The 16,390-nt window shown below is 69.0% G+C and carries 13 protein-coding genes and 1 pseudogene; 11 read left to right on the top strand and 3 right to left on the bottom strand.

Features of this window, described 5'->3' with window-relative positions:
- Positions 1-148: 148 nt before the first annotated feature.
- Together H5411_RS24920 and H5411_RS24915 are read right to left on the bottom strand one after the other, a co-directional pair.
- A complete protein-coding gene (locus H5411_RS24920; protein WP_183125199.1) occupies positions 149-1,099 on the bottom strand; it encodes an SDR family NAD(P)-dependent oxidoreductase in 951 nt (316 codons plus the stop codon).
- A 40-nt stretch (positions 1,100-1,139) separates the two neighbouring features.
- A complete protein-coding gene (locus H5411_RS24915) occupies positions 1,140-1,976 on the bottom strand; it encodes an enoyl-CoA hydratase/isomerase family protein (protein ID WP_183125198.1) in 837 nt (278 codons plus the stop codon).
- Between the two features lie 322 nt (positions 1,977-2,298).
- Here H5411_RS24915 and H5411_RS24910 point away from each other — a divergent pair.
- The 3 genes and pseudogenes from H5411_RS24910 to H5411_RS24900 all read left to right on the top strand — a co-directional run.
- Positions 2,299-3,240: pseudogene (locus H5411_RS24910) on the top strand (PEP/pyruvate-binding domain-containing protein); the annotation flags it as partial.
- Positions 3,241-3,450: 210 nt separating this feature from the next.
- Complete coding sequence (locus tag H5411_RS49020; RefSeq protein ID WP_312878607.1) at positions 3,451-5,010, top strand: PEP-utilizing enzyme; 1,560 nt, start codon at positions 3,451-3,453, stop codon at positions 5,008-5,010.
- On the top strand, positions 5,003-5,731 hold the full coding sequence (locus H5411_RS24900; protein WP_183125195.1) for a tyrosine-protein phosphatase: 729 nt from the start codon (positions 5,003-5,005) through the stop codon (positions 5,729-5,731). The genes H5411_RS49020 and H5411_RS24900 overlap by 8 nt, the downstream gene beginning before the upstream one ends.
- A gap of 41 nt (positions 5,732-5,772) precedes the next feature.
- On the opposite strand, the gene H5411_RS24895 is transcribed toward H5411_RS24900, so the two are convergent.
- Positions 5,773-6,369: a TetR/AcrR family transcriptional regulator gene (locus tag H5411_RS24895; protein WP_183125194.1), complete on the bottom strand. Its 597-nt coding sequence runs from the start codon at positions 6,367-6,369 to the stop codon at positions 5,773-5,775.
- Between the two features lie 405 nt (positions 6,370-6,774).
- Here H5411_RS24895 and accB point away from each other — a divergent pair, with 405 nt between their 5' ends.
- The 8 genes from accB to H5411_RS24855 all read left to right on the top strand — a co-directional run bounded on the left by accB (position 6,775) and on the right by H5411_RS24855 (position 16,304).
- Positions 6,775-7,281, top strand: a complete 507-nt coding sequence (accB, locus tag H5411_RS24890) for an acetyl-CoA carboxylase biotin carboxyl carrier protein (RefSeq protein ID WP_183125193.1) — start codon at positions 6,775-6,777, stop codon at positions 7,279-7,281.
- A 1-nt stretch (position 7,282) separates the two neighbouring features.
- Positions 7,283-8,641: an acetyl-CoA carboxylase biotin carboxylase subunit gene (locus H5411_RS24885; RefSeq protein WP_183125192.1), complete on the top strand. Its 1,359-nt coding sequence runs from the start codon at positions 7,283-7,285 to the stop codon at positions 8,639-8,641.
- A gap of 8 nt (positions 8,642-8,649) precedes the next feature.
- Positions 8,650-10,113 (top strand): carboxyltransferase, encoded by a 1,464-nt coding sequence (locus tag H5411_RS24880; RefSeq protein WP_183125191.1) that lies wholly within the window; start codon positions 8,650-8,652, stop codon positions 10,111-10,113.
- Positions 10,113-10,943, top strand: coding sequence for an enoyl-CoA hydratase-related protein (locus tag H5411_RS24875; protein WP_246369179.1), 831 nt, complete (start codon positions 10,113-10,115; stop codon positions 10,941-10,943). Before H5411_RS24880 ends, H5411_RS24875 begins: the two co-directional genes overlap by 1 nt.
- A 132-nt stretch (positions 10,944-11,075) precedes the next feature.
- Positions 11,076-12,212 (top strand): acyl-CoA dehydrogenase family protein, encoded by a 1,137-nt coding sequence (locus H5411_RS24870; RefSeq protein ID WP_312878603.1) that lies wholly within the window; start codon positions 11,076-11,078, stop codon positions 12,210-12,212.
- A gap of 8 nt (positions 12,213-12,220) precedes the next feature.
- Positions 12,221-13,081 carry an acyl-CoA dehydrogenase family protein gene (locus H5411_RS24865; protein ID WP_183125190.1) on the top strand — a complete coding sequence of 287 codons (861 nt, stop codon included), beginning with the start codon at positions 12,221-12,223 and terminating at the stop codon, positions 13,079-13,081.
- On the top strand, positions 13,074-14,267 hold the full coding sequence (locus H5411_RS24860) for an acetyl-CoA C-acetyltransferase (RefSeq protein ID WP_183125189.1): 1,194 nt from the start codon (positions 13,074-13,076) through the stop codon (positions 14,265-14,267). The genes H5411_RS24865 and H5411_RS24860 overlap by 8 nt, the downstream gene beginning before the upstream one ends.
- 51 nt (positions 14,268-14,318) lie before the next feature.
- Positions 14,319-16,304 (top strand): 3-hydroxyacyl-CoA dehydrogenase NAD-binding domain-containing protein, encoded by a 1,986-nt coding sequence (locus H5411_RS24855; RefSeq protein ID WP_183125188.1) that lies wholly within the window; start codon positions 14,319-14,321, stop codon positions 16,302-16,304.
- Positions 16,305-16,390 lie beyond the last annotated feature (86 nt).

The raw sequence follows: 16,390 nt of genomic DNA, 5'->3' as shown, positions 1-16,390 counted from the left end.
CTTTTCGCCTCGACCGGTCCGCGTGCCGGCAGCACCGCGCTGCCGTTCGTGTTCGTGCTCATGGAACGAGAAGACCACGGACCGGCCGAGGAACGCAGGAGTAGTCGCTACCGCATCCGGCGCGATGCGGCCCCACCTGAGTCGTTCGCTACGAGGACTGGAACAGCGGCGGGATCACGGCCAGTTCCGCGCCGGTGTCGCTCGGATCGAGATACTTGCCCAGTTCCATGATCTCGTTGCGGTGCTGCTGCAAGTCCTCCATCGTGTGGTCGGGATTGAAATACCCTTCGCCGACCACGAACGCCACCCGCGCCACCTTGCCCGACGACGTGCTGAAGATCTGCCCGGTGACGTCGGTGTCCGGGTGGCTCAGCCACAAAACGGTGGGGGACACGATCGAAGGCGGGCCCATCGGGACGCGTCCGCTGCGCAGATCGTCTTGCCAGTTGTCCTGTTCCACCTCGGATCCGCCGAAGAACGCGTCCCGGTTCATCCGCGTGACCGCCATCGGTGCGATCGCGTTGACCACGATCCCGTGCTCGGCTCCCTCCAGCGCGAGGTTCTTCGTCAGCGCGGCGACGGCGAGTTTGGCGCTGCCGTAATGGCTCAGTGTCGGCGAACCGGCGAAACCGGCGTTGGAGGTGGTGTTCACGATGCGGCCGCCGCCCTGGCGCGTGAAGAGCGGCCAGACGGCTTTGGACATGTGGTAGGCGCCGTTCAGGGTGACCGCGAGCATGCGGTCCCACTGCTCGTCAGTCAGGTCTTCGAAGGCGGCGTAGGAAATGATGCCGGCGTTGTTGACCAGAACGTCGACGCGACCGAATTCCCGCACCGCGGTGTCGATCACCGCGGCCGCGCCCGCGGAGTCGGCGACGCTGTGCGTGTCAGCGACGGCTTTCCCGCCGAGCGCGGCGATTTCGTCGACGACGGACTGGGCTACCGAGACGTCGTTGCCGTCGCCGTCGGAGGCGACGCCGAGGTCGTTCACGACGACGTTGGCGCCGCGGCGGGCGAAGGCGAGCGCGTGTTCCCGGCCGAGGCCGCGCCCCGCGCCGGTGACCACGACGACGCGGTCCTGGAACGATTGTGGTTCGGTCATGGGCACTCCTCGTTGATCTGCATCGGATATCGGTCGGTGTTCAGACGCGGCGGGGATCGGCTTCGAGCCAATTCCTCCGGTCCGCTGGCGGGACTTGGCGGTACGCGGTGAGGGCGGCCGCCGAATCGGCCCTGAGCTTCGCGCGGAACGCACAGTCCGCCTCTTGGTCGAGAGCGGCTCGCAGCGGCAGGTCCGCACCTCGGTGCACCAGTCTTTTCGCCATCGCGACGGCGGTTCTCGGCATGGCCGCGATGCGCTGCGCGTGGGCCAGCGCGGCGGCAACGGAATCGTCGGCGAGTTCTTCGACGAGTCCGAGTCCGTGCGCTTCTTCGGGAGAGATCGGCCGCGCGGACAGGCCGTGCAGCAAAGCACGCCCCGTTCCGGCGAGCCGGGCCATCCGGGTCAGGCCGCCCGCACCCGGCACGATGCCCAAGCGCACCTCTACCAGGCCGTACCGGTGGTCGCCTCGTTCGCCGACGCGCGCGTCGGCCGCCAGCGCCAGCTCGAACCCCCAGCCCATCGCGTCGCCGTTGAGCGCGGCGAGCACCGGAAAGGGGAGGGAGTGCAGCCGGAGCGTCAGGGCCTGCGCGACCGTGCTGCGCCGAGGCGCGGTGACCGGATCCATCGCGCGCTGTCCATTGAGGACTTCGTCGACGTCGAAATGCGTGATGAACCGTCCGGGAACGCCGCCGGCCAGCACCAGCGCGCCGATGCCCTCTGCCTCCCAGCGGTCGAGACCGGCCGAGAGCCCGGCCAGTCCGGCATCCGTGAAGTAGTTCATCGGCGGTCGCGACCACCTGGCCAGGACAACCGGTCCGTGTCTTTCCTCGGTCCAGGTGCCGTCCGCGGTCGCCTCGTCGCTGCCCGCTCCGCGCATAGGCACCTCTCTTCCGGGGTCGGTCCGGTCGCCCGGGCATCAACCAACCGACCGATTGGCAGGCTAACTCGGTGCACCCCGCATAGCAACAAGCAGGACTGAAAAACCAGGCACAGAACCGCCCTTTTTGCGGGCAGCGGTGAGAGCCTTGACACCTTCCGACCGGCAGGTAGAGTTTCGCGCACCACACCGTTCACCAGCGCCGCGGGCAGCGCCTCGCGGCCCTCTCCCGGTGCCGCGACTCCGTTCTGGCCGCACCTGTGCAGAGCGCGCCCAGTGCCGCCGCAGCGACATCACGACGCCGTCAAGGAGGAAGCACGCGATGACCTACATCCACGCCTTCACCGACCCGGGCACGCCGGACCGCGCGGTGATCGGGGGAAAGGGACTGGGACTGGTGCGGCTCGCCGCCGCCGGTGTCCGCGTTCCGCCCGGGTTCGTGGTCACCACCGCCTCCTACCGCGATTTCGTTGCGGAGAACGGGCTTTCGGACATCATCGACGGGCTGGTCCGCGAGGTGGACCACGAGGACGCGGAAGCCCTGACCGCGGCCACCCGGCAGATCCAGGAGCGAATCGCCTCAGGTGCGTTGCCGGGCGGCCTCGACGAAAGAATCGCGAAGGCCTACTCAGGCCTCGGCGCGGGCGAAGAGGTCTACGTCGCGGTGCGGTCGTCCGGTACGGCCGAGGACATGGGAGACGCGTCTTTCGCCGGCCTTTACGACTCGTATCTCGACATCAAAGGCGCCGAAGACGTGGTCGACGCGGTGCGGCGCTGCTGGGCGTCGCTGTGGACGCCGCGATGCGCGGCCTACCGCAAGCGGCTGGGCTTCGACCACCGCGACGCTGAGGTCGCAGTGGTGGTGCAGCAGATGGTCGCGGCGGAGACCGCTGGGGTGCTGTTCACGGCGAACCCGCTCACGGAGCGCACCGACGAGTACGTCATCAACGCGAGTTGGGGCCTGGGGTAGTCGATCGCTTCCGGCATCGTGACCCCGGACGAGCTGATCTTGGACGCGGGAACGCTGGCGGTGAAGCGGTCGACCGTGGGGTCTAAGCAGTGGCGCATCGACCGGGCAACGGCGGGAAGCGGTACGAGCAAGACCGAGACCACGGCACAGGACGCGGGCCGGCGTTGTCTCGACGACGCGGCCGCGGCCGAACTCGGCGTCCAGGGCCGGCGGATCCTGGAGCTGTGCGACGGCATCCCGCAGGACATCGAGTGGGCGGTGAGCGACGGCGAGCTGTTTATTTTGCAGTCGCGGGACATCACCGGTGCCGGTTTCCTCTGGGAAGAGGACATCGAGTCCTGGCAGAGCGCGCCGGACGACGAGGCCACGGTGTGGTCGCACACCTGGGCCGAAGCATTCTGGACGGGAGCGGTGACCCCGCTGTTCTACTCGGTGCGCGGCCGGGAGCTGCGCAACAGCGACGAGCGCCTGTTTACGTTGTGGGGCTTCGAAGATCTCGCGAAGATGCGGCGGTTCAAGTACCGCCGGAACACGGTCTATTTCAGTTCGGACGCCGACCGGATCTACTACCGCAACCTGCTGCCCGCTCAGCTGCGCAAGCATTCGCTGGACAACCTTCCGCCGGACTGGCGAGAGGAGGCGGGCACTGCGCGGTTCGATCCCGCCAAGGCGGCCCGGATGTACGCGCGCGTTCGCGCGCTCACCACCGACCACGGGCCGCTGCGCACGATCAAATCGGTGTACCGGTTCATCGAGGACCGCACGGCGGAGGCGAATTCGCCGTCGGCCGAAGAGCTGCGCCGGTTGTCCGACCACGAGCTGCGCAAGGAAATCGCGCGCAAGATCAAGCTGTTCGAGGACTACCTCACGATCCTTCGCCCGGCGTTCCACGTGTACGCCTCTACCGCGTTCGCCGTTCTGCGCGAACTGCTCGCGGCGTGGTACGACGGCGACAACGCTTATGTCTTCCAGGACCTCATCAGCGGGCTGCCGAAACGCACCGCGATGCTGCAGGAACAGGTCGATCTGTGGGAGCTGGCCGCCGAGCTGAAGCGATCGTCCACTGTGGTCGCATTGCTCGAGAAGAGCGCGAACGGGGCGGAGTTCTTCGCCGCGGTGCGGGAGGAACCGGAGGGGGTGACCTTCTGCTCGCGCTACGACGAGTTCATGGCCGCGCACGGTCATCGCGGGCACCAGGACCGGGACCTGTGGTACCCGCGCCGTTCGGAGGATCCCGACATCGATTTCCGGAGCCTCCGGTCCCTGGTGGCGGCGGATTCGCCGTCGCCGGTCGACAACGAGCACCGGCTGGTCGCCAAGCGCGAGGAGGTCACCGCGGAGGTGATCGAGCGCATCCGGGCCAAGCCGTTCGGGTCGGTCCGGGCCGAATTGTTCAAGGCCGTGCTGGACTACATCCACCGCTTCCTGGTCCTGCGCGACGACGAGCGGCCGTTCGCGGACGCCATCACGATGGGTAAGAAGCGGGCCTTCGCCGAACTCGGGCGACGGCTGCACGAGCGGAACCTGATCGACGAGCCGGACGACTTCTACCACTTGGCCGAATACGAGCTGTACGACCTGCTGGACGGCCGGTTGCCCGGCAAGTTGCTGCGGGCGAAAGTGCGCAACCGGCGCACGGTGTTCGACAAGTTCGTCGCCAGGTCGGAGGTGCCGCCGGGCTACCTGCGCGGCAACGTGCCGATGGAGGTCGACGACGGAACGGACACCGGCTTGGAGGGAACTTTCGCGGGCGTGGGCATGAGCCGCGGTTCGGTGACCGGCACGGCGCGAATCGTCGGCGACCTGCGGGACATCGGCCGCGTCCAGCGCGGGGAAATCCTGGTCTGCAACTCCACCGACCCCGGCTGGACGCCGGTGTTCGGCTTGATCTCCGGGTTGATCCTGGAGGCGGGCGGGATGCTTTCCCACGGGGCCTGCCTCTCGCGCGAATACGGCTTGCCCGCGGTGAACCTGCCGGGCGCGATGCAGAAGATTCCCGACGGAGCGACCATCACCGTCAACGGGGACACCGGCCGGGTGAGCGTGGTGCTCGAAGATGACTGACGCTCAAGCGGTGCGGTCGCTGGTCAACTTCCGCGATCTCGGCGGACTCCGGACCGGGGACGGCCGGGAGATCCGCCGAGGTGTGCTGTACCGCTCGGACAACCCGCACCTGGCCGACGACGCGGACGTGCGGTTGCTGACCGCCGAATACAGGGTCGCCGACGTGATCGATCTGCGGTCCCGGCGCGAATTGGACGCGGAGGGCTGGCATGCCGGCTTCTCGCCCGCCGCTCGGGTGCACCACTTCCCGATCGCCGGCGGTCCGGGTACCGCGATCGAGGCGGCGCCCACCGGCGAGCGTCTCGCTGCGCGCTATCTGGAGTACCTCGACGACTACGCGCCGAGTGTGGTCGGAGCGGTGGAGACCGTCGCGTCCGGGGCGGAGGGCGCGGTGGTGGTGCATTGCCGGGCGGGGAAGGACCGGACGGGTGTGGTCATCGCCATGATCCTCGAGGCGGTGGGCGTGCGCGAGGAGGACATCGTCGCTGATTTCGCGCGTACGACCGCGGCGATGAAGCAGATCATGGCCGCGTTGCGGGCTAGCCCGACCTACGCCGCCAACACGGCGCGCTTGCCGGAGGAGATGTACCGCTCGGACGCGCCGACCATGTCCGCGTTCCTGGCCAAGCTGCGCGGCCGCGGCGGGGCAGCACAGTGGCTGACCGAACACGGGATGTCCACGACCGCGGTCGGTGCCTTGACGGACCGGCTGGTCGGCTGAGCCGCACGTGCCGGGTCGTCGATCGGCGGCCCGGCACGCCCTCAGGGGGCCGCGGCGATCTCGCCGAAGACGGCCGTGCAGGCGAGGTCCGCGGTCTGCTCGGCGACCGTGTGCGGGGACCACGATCCGCCAGGGCGGTACCAGGTCGGGACGCTGGTGACCGCCGAGAGCACGAAGAACGAGACGACCTTCAGGTCCATGCCGGGCTTGGTAAGACCGAGTTCGTGCGCGGTTACGATCATCTTGCGCACGTAGCTTTCGAAAAAGCGCCGATGCTGGCGCACGGTCTCCGCGTACTCGCCGGTCAGATGATGCCATTCGGTGAAGTAGAGGTTCGCCCGTTCCCGGTTGGCGAGGTACCAGACGATCAGCCTGCGCACGTACTCCCGCAGCTTCTCCTGAACCGGCAGCCCGAGGGCGTCGACCTCGGCCATGATCGCGGTGGACTCGTCGTGGGCCTGCTGGAAGATGCGGAAGAGCATTTCCTCCTTGGAGGACATGTAGTAGTACAGGCTGCCCTTCTTGATTCCCACGGCGTCGGCGACGTCCTGGAGCGAGGCCGCGAGATATCCCCTCTCGTAAAAGACTTTCATCGCGACGGTGAGCACCTCGTCGTCACGGTTGCGGCGGCGGGTCACGAGCGGGCCGCCGGGCGCGAAGGGTGCTGGGCTTGCGTCACCCGCTGAATCTAACAGCCGGCAGGTTGGTTCGCTGGCAGATCCGCGTCCCATCGCCGGGCGCTCGTCGCGAGTTCGCCGCGCGTCGGCGGGTGCCTTCCGGAAATTCCGGGGCGGATGAGGGGGCCGCCGAGCGGGTCTCGGGCCCGCCTGAGGCCGCGTCGGCGCTGCTGAGTCAACCAAGTGTTTGGTAGCCTCGAGGGCACGAGGCTCGTTCGAGCGGGCTGGCGGGCGGCGGGAAATCGTGGCTCCCACCTGCTGCCAGCTCGGCCTCAGGCGGCTGTTCCGGCTTGGGCGCCTTGCGGTGGGGCGGTCTTGGATCGTACTATCAACCAACCGATCGTTTGATTCGAGAAGGACGGAACAATGACGCTCTCTCCTGCGGACATCAAGATCATCGTCGCGACGCTGCAGGACTCCGAGTGGGACGAGGCCGAAGTCGTCGTCGGCGACGTTCGCGTCGCGGTCGCCCGCAACGGAGCGAGCCTGGGTGCCCCCGCCGCGCCCGCGGCCGTGCCGGCTCCTCCGCCGGCCCCGGCCGCGGCTCCCGTGCCGCCGCCTCCGGCCGCGCTGGCCGCGCCTCAGGCGGCTCCTGCTCCGGTGTCCGAGCCCGAGGTTCCCGCTGAGGGAGGCCATGTCATCACGGCGCCGAGCGTGGGCGTGTTCTGGCGTGCGCCGGAGCCGGGAGCGCCGCCGTTCGTGGAAGTGGGTTCGAAGGTGGCGGCGGGCGACACGATCGGCATCGTGGAAGTGATGAAGCTGATGAGCAACGTGACTGCCGACGTGGCGGGCACGGTGACGGCGGTGCACGTGGAAAACGCGGGTGCGGTCGAGTACGGCACGCCGCTCGTCACCATTCGCCCGGAGAACTGAAATGCGCCGACTGCTCATCGCCAATCGCGGCGAGATCGCCGTCCGGATCGTGCGAGCTTGCTTCGACGAAGGCATCGAAAGCGTGCTCGCCGTCTCGGCGGCCGACACTGACTCGCTCGCGGCCAGGCTGGCCGACCGGGTGGTGGTGATCGGGCCCGCCTCGGCGTCGGAGAGCTACTTGTCGGTCGATCGCGTGGTCGCGGCCGCGCTGCACGCCGAATGCGATGCTCTGCATCCTGGATACGGCTTTCTGTCCGAGCGCCCGGAACTGGTCGACGCCTGCGAAGAGAACAAAATCGCTTACGTGGGGCCGCCCGCGGACATCATGCGCCGGGCGGGTTCCAAGCTCGGCGCCCGGGAGGTCGCCGAGCAGGCAGGCATTCCCACCGGGAAGGGCACGCCGGGGCTGGTCGACGTCGAGGACGCGGTGCGGGCCGCGGAGAAGCTGGACAATTTTCCGTTGCTGCTCAAGGCATCTGCCGGGGGCGGGGGCCGCGGCATGACGATCGTGCGCGGCGAGGAAGACCTGCGAGCCGGCTTCTCGCGGTCGTCCACCGAAGCCGAGCGCGCCTTCGGGGACGGCACCGTATACCTCGAGCCGTACATCGAGCAGGCGCGCCACGTCGAGGTGCAGATCCTCGCCGACACGCACGGCACGGTCTGTCATCTGGGCGAGCGGGACTGCTCGACCCAGCGCCGCTACCAGAAAATCATCGAAGAGGCGCCCGGGGCGGGCCTGCCGGAGGAACTCGCCGAGAAGATCCGCACCTCGGCGGTCGAACTGTGCCGGGCTCTCGGCTACGTCGGCGCGGGCACCGTGGAGTTCCTGGTGGACGTCAAGACTCACCGGTTCGTCTTCCTCGAGGTCAACGCACGCGTCCAGGTGGAGCATCCGATCACCGAGATGATCACGGGGATCGACATCGTGCGGGAGCAGCTCCGGATCGCCCAGGGGAAACCCTTGTCGTTCCGGCAGGAAGACGTGCGGCTCGACGGCCACGCGATCGAGTGCCGCATCAACGCCGAGAACCCCCGCGCGGACTTCCTCCCCACTCCGGGGCGGATCGAGAAGTGGACGGTCCCGCAGGGCGCCGGGGTCCGGGTCGACACCTACGCGCACGACGGTGCGGTCGTGGCGCCTTGGTACGACTCGCTGGTGGCGAAGGTGATCGTGCACGCGGCCGACCGGCCCGCGGCGGTGGCGTTGATGCGCCGCGTGCTCGACCGCACCGGAGCGGAAGGGATTTCCACCACCGTGGACGTCCACCGCGCCATCCTCGCCGATCCCGCGTTCGCCGAAGGCCCGGTGACCACTCGCTGGCTCGAAGAACACTTCCTGCCCGCCTGGCTGACTCAGTAGGAGACCCGATGCACATCGACTTCGTCGAGCAGAGCGTCCGCGACGGGCAGCAGAGCCTGTGGGGCATGCGGATGCGCGCGTTCGAAGCCGCTCCGGCGTTGCCGTACCTCAAGCGCGGCGGGTACCGCACGATCGACCTCACCGGCGCGGGCATGTTCACCGTGCTGCTCCGCGAGTACCACGACGACCCGTGGGGCACGCTGGACTTCCTCGTGGCCGGACTGGGCGGGAACGAGCTGCGCTCGGGGCTGCGCACGATCAGCTGCGTCGGCTTCGCGCCGACGCCGCAGGCGATCCTCGACCTGTGGATCGCCACGCTGATCAAGCACGGCTCGACCAGTTTCTGGCTCTACGACTGCCTTTACGACATGGACATCATGCGGCACATGGCCGACGTCGTCGCGAAGGCCGGCGGGCAGCCGGTGCCGGCGGTGATGTATGGCTTGACCGACGTCCACGACGACGCGTTCTTCGCCGAGCGGGCTGGGCAGATGGCGTCCTGGCCGGGGGTCGAGTCGGTCTACCTCGAGGACGCGGCGGGCGTGCTGAAGCCCGAACGCGCGAAGACGCTGCTGCCGGCGATCCGCGCGGCGACGGGGGACATCCCGCTGGAGATGCACGCACACAACACCACCGGGCTGGCGCAGCACAACTACATCGTCGCCATGGAAAGCGGATTCACCCGCCTGCACACCGCGTCCCGTCCGCTGGCGAACGGCCCGTCGCTGCCGTCGACCGAGATGATGAGCGTCATCGTCGAGCACCTCGGGCACACGCACGGCCTCGACACGTCGACCTTCGCGCCGGTCGCGGAGGCTTTCGAGCGCGCCGCCCGGTTGGGCGGCCACCCGATCGGCGTTCCGGCCGAGTACGACCCGCGCATCTACGACCACCAGCTCCCCGGCGGGATGACCGGGACGCTGATCAACCAGCTCGAACGCCACGGCATGGGCCATCGCCTCCCCGAGGTCCTCGAGGCGATCCCGCAGGTCCGCGTCGATCTGGGCTCGCCGATCATGGCCACTCCGTTCTCCCAGTTCGTCGGCATCCAGGCGGTGCTGAACATCGTCACCGGCAAGCCGTACGAAATGGTGCCGGACGAGGTCGTCCACTACGCGCTCGGGCACTACGGCCCGCTGCCCGCGCCGATCGCGCCGGGCGTGCTCGACCGCATCCTGAGCAGTCCGCGGGCCCGGCAGCTGGAGAGCTGGGAACGGCCGGATCCGTCGCTGACCGAGATCCGGAAGCGCTTCCCGCGCGGAATTTCCGACGAGGAATTGCTGCTGCGGTTCATGTTCTCGGACGAGGAGGTCGACCAGACGATCGCCAAGGGCCCGGTGCGCACCGATCCGCGCCGCAGCGCCAACAGCATCGTCGAGGCGATCACCGACCTCATCGCGGATCCGGGGCACAGCCGGTCTTTCTCGGTGTCCACTCCGGACTTCAGCCTGAAGCTGCGGAAGGAAAGCTGATGCCGACCGTTCTCGTGGAGCGGGACGGGCCGGTCGCCTGGCTGACCTTGAACCGCCCGGACCGGCTCAACGCGCTGTCCGACGAACTGCTCGCCGAACTCGGCGATGCTCTGGACGAGAGTGCTCGCGCCGATGACGCAGTGGTCGTCATCCGGGGCGCGGGCCGCTCGTTCTGCGCTGGCTACGACATCGCGCCGGATTCTTCCGAAGTGGGTTACGCCGCGGAGCGGACTCCGGTGCAGGACCGCGACCGCCTGCTCGGCAACATCGAACTGTTCACCCGGATCTGGCGGCACCCGCAACCGGTGATCGCCCAGGTGCACGGCCATTGCGTCGCTGGCGGGGCGCAGCTGGCGTCGCTGTGCGACATCACGATCGCGGCCGAGGACGCGAAGATCATGACCTCGCCCGCGTTGCCGCTGGGCGGCGGCTATCTGTCGCCGTTGTGGGTGCACCGCGTCGGTCCGCAGCGGGCCAAGCTGATGTCGTTCGACGCGGGCCGGCGCATTTCGGGCCGGACCGCGGCGGAGTGGGGCTGGGCAGCGGAGGCGGTGCCCGCCGACGAACTCGACGAGTATGTGCGGCGCACGGCGCATTCGCTCGCCCGGACGCCCGCGCCGCTGCTGCGGCTCAAGAAGGAAGCGGTCAACCGGATGGTCGAGCAGCAGGGCCTGCTCACCCATGCGCGCACCGGGGCCGAGACAGATGCCCTGCTGCACCAGACTCCCGAGGTCAAGCAGGTGCAGGAGTCGATCAAGTCGCTGGGTTTGAAGGGGGCCATCGCAGCCTTCAACGCCCCGTTCGACGAGCGGTTCGGCAGCGCCGGGTGAGGTTCGGGGCCGAACCCGTGCGGTGAGCGGGTTTCGCCGCTTGCGGCCGCGCGCCAGGACGCGCAGTTCGGGCGAAAAAGCCGGGCACATTCGTGGCCGCATTTGCCAACCAAACGTTTGGTGGAGGATGAAGTGACGACCGTGATGGCACGGAGCGAGCAGAGCCTGGCGGCGTTCGCGGCCGAGGCGGAGAACTGGCTCGCGACCGCGGTGCCCGCGCAGTGGCGGGACAACCGCGGAAAGCTCACCGGCGAAGAGTCGGACGCGCTGCGCCGGGAGTGGGACCGCATCCTGTGGGAGGGCGGGTACTCCGGGCTGTCGATCCCGCGCGAGCACGGCGGCGGCGGTTTCGGCCTGGCCGAAGAGGTTGTCTTCCACGTGCTGGCCGGCAAGGTCCAGGCGCCCGACGGGCTCACCCGGGTCGGCAAGACGCTGGTGGCTCCGCTGCTGATCAAGAGCGGCTCCCCGGCGCAGCGCGAGAAGTACCTGCCGCCGATGATGCGCGGCGACGAGGTGTGGTGCCAGGGCTTCTCGGAGCCCGGCGCAGGTTCCGACCTCGCCAACATCCAGACCCGGGCGCGGCGGGCCGAGGGCGGCTACCTCCTCACCGGGCAGAAGGTCTGGACTTCTTTCGCGCAGCACGCGCAACGCTGCCTCGTTCTCGCGCAGACCCGTCCGGACGAGGGGCGCTACCGCAACCTGAGCATGTTCCTCGTGGACATGTCCCAGCCGGGGATCACGATCAGCGACATCAAGCAGATCTCCGGCGCGGTGCACTTCGCCGAGGTGCGGTTCGACGACGTCTTCGTCGCCGACGAGGACCGGGTGGGGGACGACGGCGAGGGCTGGCAGATCGCCATGCGGGTGCTCGCCGACGAGCGGGGCGGCGTCGAGTCCGCGACCCGCTACGTCGAGATCCGCTCCGATCTGGACCTGCTGCTGGCCACCGTCGGCGACCGGCCCGAACTGGCCGGAGCGCTGCGCGATCTCGACGTCCGGGCCGAGCTGCTGCGGTGGCAGCTGGCGAAGGTCGTCGACCGCGAGGAGGACGCGGACGCGGCGTTCCAGCGTTCGGCGAGCGTGCTCAAGGTGATGTGGAGCGAGCTGTGGCAGGACGTCACCCGCCTCGGGCTCGACACCGCGCCGCACGAGCACCGGGAGCACTGGCGCTACCAGTACCTGGAGGCGCGCGCGGTCAGCATCTATTCCGGAACCAACGAGATCCAGCGCAACATCCTGTCCGAACGCATCCTGGGACTGCCGCGATGACACACGTGATGAGCACCAAACCGTCCGAGGTCGGCGAACTCGGGGCCGAAGCGTTGCGGGACCTGGTGCGCCGGGCCACGTCGGGTTCGCCGGTCGCGACCTACGCCGAAGCGGAATCGCCGATCGCCTGGGACGTGCTCGCCTCCGGCGGCTGGGACCAGCTCGGTGCCGACGACAGCGCGTCTCTCCGGGATCTCGTGGAGATCGCTCGGGCATGGGGTTACGGCTGCATCCCCTTGCCCTTCATTCCTTCCCTCATGGCCAAGCGGCACTTCGCCGCGGCGGCCGCGCACGAAGGCCCGGTGACGTTGTCGCTGCCCCTGGAAGGAACATCCGACGGCTACGTGCCTTTCGGCCGGGTCGACGGGATCCGCCTCGTCCTCGGCGACGGCGAGCTGACCGAGGTCCCGACCGGCCGACCGGACAAACTGGCCATCGTGTCCCGGGGCATCGAAATCGACGCGCGGACTGCCTTGCCGCGAACGGCAGCGCAGGAAATCGCGGTGGTGGTGGCGGCTGAGGTGACCGGGGGCGCGGAGCGGCTTCTCGCCGATTCAGTGGCTTTCGCCCGTGAACGCGAACAGTTCGGCAAGCCGGTCGGGTCGTTCCAGGCCGTGAAGCACCACCTCGCGGACGCCGCCATTGCGGCGGAACTCGCCGAGACCGCGGTGATCTGGGCGTCCGAGCGGCCGGCGGAGGCGTTCCGCGGCGCGCTGTTCGCGGTGAGCCGAGCGGTGGACCTGGCCGAACTCGCCATTCAGGTCCACGGCGGCCTCGGGTTCACCTGGGAGATGGGTCTCCACTTCCCGCTGCGGCAGATGATGCTGGCGCGCGAGCTGATCGTGGGTCTGGAGAGCGAGCATGCCTGACACGGTGGTGGCGGCCGCCGCGCGAACGCCGATCGGGCGTGCGTACAAGGGTTCGCTGATCGACGTCCGGCCAGACGACCTGCTGCTGCAGCTGGTTCGCGGCATGTTCGAGACAGTGTCCCGAGTGGATCCGTCGGATCTCGACGAGGTACTGCTCGGCTGCAGCCTCGCGGCGGGTGAACAAGGGGGCAATCTCGCGCGGGTGCTGGCCGTGCTTCTCGGCGCCGACGCGGTTCCAGGGTGCACGGTCAACCGGTACTGCGCGTCGAGCATGCAGACGACCCGAATGGCCGATCAAGCGATCCGCGCGGGAGACGGGCACGTCTACCTGTCGCTGGGGCTGGAATCGGTGTCGCGCGTGCGCCAGCCGGGTCCGGATCCGCTGGAGTCCGAACGGCACCCGGCTTTCACCCCCGCTGCGGACGAAGGGGCTTGGTCGGATCCGCGGGAACGGGGCGCACTGCCGGACGTGTTCGTCTCGATGGGGCAGACCGCCGAGAACGTGGCCGACTTGTGCGGAGTCACGCGTCAGGAGATGGACGAGTTCGCGTTGCGCAGTCAGCAGCTGACGGCCGAGCGGACCCGGCAAGGATTCTGGGATGCCGAGATCCAGGCGGTCGTGCGGCCGGACGGGTCCGTGGTCGGCGCTGACGACAGCCCGCGGCCGGGCACCACCATGGACGCGCTGTCCGCCCTGAAACCCGCGTTCCGGCCCGACGGCCGGGTCACGGCAGGAAATTCTTGTCCCCTCAACGACGGCGCTGCGGCGTTGTTGCTGATGAGCGACGTCCGGGCCCGCGAACTGGGCGTGCGCCCGCTGGCGCGCGTGGTGAGCACCGCTTGTTCCGCGCTGTCACCGGAAATCATGGGGCTGGGGACGGTCGAAGCCGCCCGCCGGGCTATGCACGCCGCGGGCTTGTCCGCTGAAGAGATCGATCTGGTCGAGATCAACGAGGCGTTCGCCGCGCAAGCGGTGCCGACCTACCGGCAGCTGGGTTTCCCGCTGGAGAAGGTGAACGTCAACGGCGGCGCTATCGCGCTCGGCCACCCGTTCGGCATGTCCGGCACCCGGATCTCCGGCACGTTGCTGAACAGCCTGCGCACGCACGGCGGCCGCTTCGGCCTGCAGACGATGTGCGTCGCCGGCGGTCAGGGCATGGCGATGGTGGTGGAGAACCTGAGCTGAGTCTTCGCGGCCGAGCGAAACCTCTTCATTCACAACAGAAGGCAGGAATTCGTGAGTCTCGTCGATATCGAGCTGCGCGGAACCGTCGCGGTGCTGACCATCGACCATCCTCCGGTCAACGCTGGGTCCGCCGACCAGCGTGCGGCGCTCGCCGAGGCGCTCGCCGCGATCCCCGCGGAGGCGGAGGGTGTGGTCGTGACGAGCGCTGGCAAGCACTTCTATGCCGGGTCGGACTTGCGGGAATTCGACCGTCCGCTCGCGTCTCCGCAGTTGCCGGACGTCCTTCGGCTGATCGAAGACCTGCCTGTCCCGGTCGTCGCCGCGGTCAGCGGGCTCGCACTCGGCGGCGGCCTCGAATTCGCATTGGCCTGTGACGCACGCGTGGCAGACTCCACCGCCCGCTTCGGCTTCCCCGAGGTGACCTTCGGCATCCTGCCCGGCGCGGGCGGCACCGTCCGCACCGCGCGCTTGATCGGCGTGCCGAACACCATCGACCTCGTCACCTCCGCACGGCAGGTGTCCGCGGAAGAAGCGCTCGAGCTGGGTCTGGTCGACGCTGTCGTGCCCGGGGAATCCCTGCTGGCAGCCGCCACCGAAATGGTGCGGCGCGGGAAACGAGTCCTCCGGACCGCGGACGCGCCGGGCGTGGACCGCGCCGCCGTGGACGAGGCGCTCGCCCGGATGCCGCGCCGCGCCCGGCCCAACGTCCGCCGTGCCGCGGAGATGGCCGTCCGCGGTGCCCAGCTGGATGGTGACACCGCTCTGGCCGAGGAGCGCATGCTGTTCGACGAGCTGCGCGCGACCGAGGAATCGGCGAGTCTGCGATACCTGTTCTTCGCTCGGCAAGACGCGGCGAAGGCGTTGCGCAGCAAGGCGAAACCCCGAGATCTGCGGCGCGTCGGCATCGTCGGCGCCGGGACGATGGGTGCAGCCTTGGCGGAGGCCTTCGCGTCAGCCGGGTTCCCGGTGCGCGTGGTGGACACGAACGAGGCGGCGCTCGATCGGCTGGAGCCACCGGTCGAAACCGCGGTGTCGTTGTCCGACCTCGCCGACGCCGACCTGGTGGTGGACGCGGTTTTCGAAGACATGGGAGTCAAGCAGACCCTGCTGCGCGAGCTGGAGCCGGTGCTGCACGACGAAACCGTGATCGTCAGCAACACCTCCTACCTCGACCTCGACGAAATGGCGAAGGTGCTGGAGCGGCGGGAACGGTTCGCCGGACTGCACTTCTTCAACCCGCCCGATCGCAATCCGCTGGTCGAAGTGATTCGGACGGCCGCGACCGACGACGAGACCTTCAGCACCCTCGGCACTGTGGTGCGGAAGCTGGGCAAGACCGGGATTCCCGCCGGGATCGGCGACGGCTTCGTGGCCAACCGCGTCTACGCCGACTACCGGACGCAGGCGGAATTCCTCGTCGAGGAGGGAGCCTCACCGCAGCAGGTGGACGAGGCGCTCGTAGCGTGCGGTATGGCCATCGGCCCGTTCGCGGTCGCCGACTTGTCCGGATTGGACATTGCTTGGGCGCGCCGCAAACGGCTGGCTGCAAGCCGCGATCCGCGCCGTCGCTACGTGCCGATCGCCGACTGGTTGTGCGAGGACGGCCGGTTCGGCCGCAAGACGGGATCCGGCTGGTACCGCTATCCGGAGGGCGCGCGGCGCGGCGAACCGGACCCGTTTGTGGCGCGGCTGATCGAACGCAACCGCGCGGAAAAGCGGATCACGGCGCGCGAAGTGGACGACGCGGAGATCTGGCGCAGGGTGCTGGGGACGATGGTCGCGGCCGCGGCGCGATTGGTCGAGGACGGGACCGCCAGGAATGCCCGGGACATCGACGTGGCTCTGACCGAGGGTTTCGCGTTTCCCCGCTGGCTGGGAGGCCCGGTGCGGGCCTTTTCCCGGCTCGCGCCTGGTGAGCGTGTCTCGGCGCTCGCGGAGGTGTTCCAGTCGTGCCCGGCCACGTTCGAGATCCTCGAGCCGGCCGCTCGCGGGGTCTTGCCTCGCGAAGTCGAGGTGCTGCTGAGTCAAGTCGTCTAGGACGGCACAAGGCGTCGCGTGGCTCCGCGGCAGCCTCTCCCAAAGGGGAGAGAAGAACATCCCCGATGGGGGTGGCGGAGGCACCC

The sequence above is a fragment of the Amycolatopsis echigonensis genome (assembly GCF_014174495.1).
In the GTDB taxonomy this organism is placed as follows: domain Bacteria; phylum Actinomycetota; class Actinomycetes; order Mycobacteriales; family Pseudonocardiaceae; genus Amycolatopsis; species Amycolatopsis echigonensis.
This window is presented reverse-complemented; position numbering and strand designations above follow the sequence as displayed.

Coding starts and splice junctions, on each gene's coding strand:
- H5411_RS24920 (WP_183125199.1), bottom strand. CDS start 1,099: ATGACCGAACCACAATCGTTCCAGGACCGCGTCGTCGTGGTCACCGGC.
- H5411_RS24865 (WP_183125190.1), top strand. CDS start 12,221: ATGAGCACCAAACCGTCCGAGGTCGGCGAACTCGGGGCCGAAGCGTTG.
- H5411_RS24880 (WP_183125191.1), top strand. CDS start 8,650: ATGCACATCGACTTCGTCGAGCAGAGCGTCCGCGACGGGCAGCAGAGC.
- H5411_RS24900 (WP_183125195.1), top strand. CDS start 5,003: ATGACTGACGCTCAAGCGGTGCGGTCGCTGGTCAACTTCCGCGATCTC.
- H5411_RS24885 (WP_183125192.1), top strand. CDS start 7,283: ATGCGCCGACTGCTCATCGCCAATCGCGGCGAGATCGCCGTCCGGATC.
- H5411_RS24860 (WP_183125189.1), top strand. CDS start 13,074: ATGCCTGACACGGTGGTGGCGGCCGCCGCGCGAACGCCGATCGGGCGT.
- H5411_RS24875 (WP_246369179.1), top strand. CDS start 10,113: ATGCCGACCGTTCTCGTGGAGCGGGACGGGCCGGTCGCCTGGCTGACC.
- H5411_RS24915 (WP_183125198.1), bottom strand. CDS start 1,976: ATGCGCGGAGCGGGCAGCGACGAGGCGACCGCGGACGGCACCTGGACC.
- accB (WP_183125193.1), top strand. CDS start 6,775: ATGACGCTCTCTCCTGCGGACATCAAGATCATCGTCGCGACGCTGCAG.
- H5411_RS49020 (WP_312878607.1), top strand. CDS start 3,451: ATGCGGCGGTTCAAGTACCGCCGGAACACGGTCTATTTCAGTTCGGAC.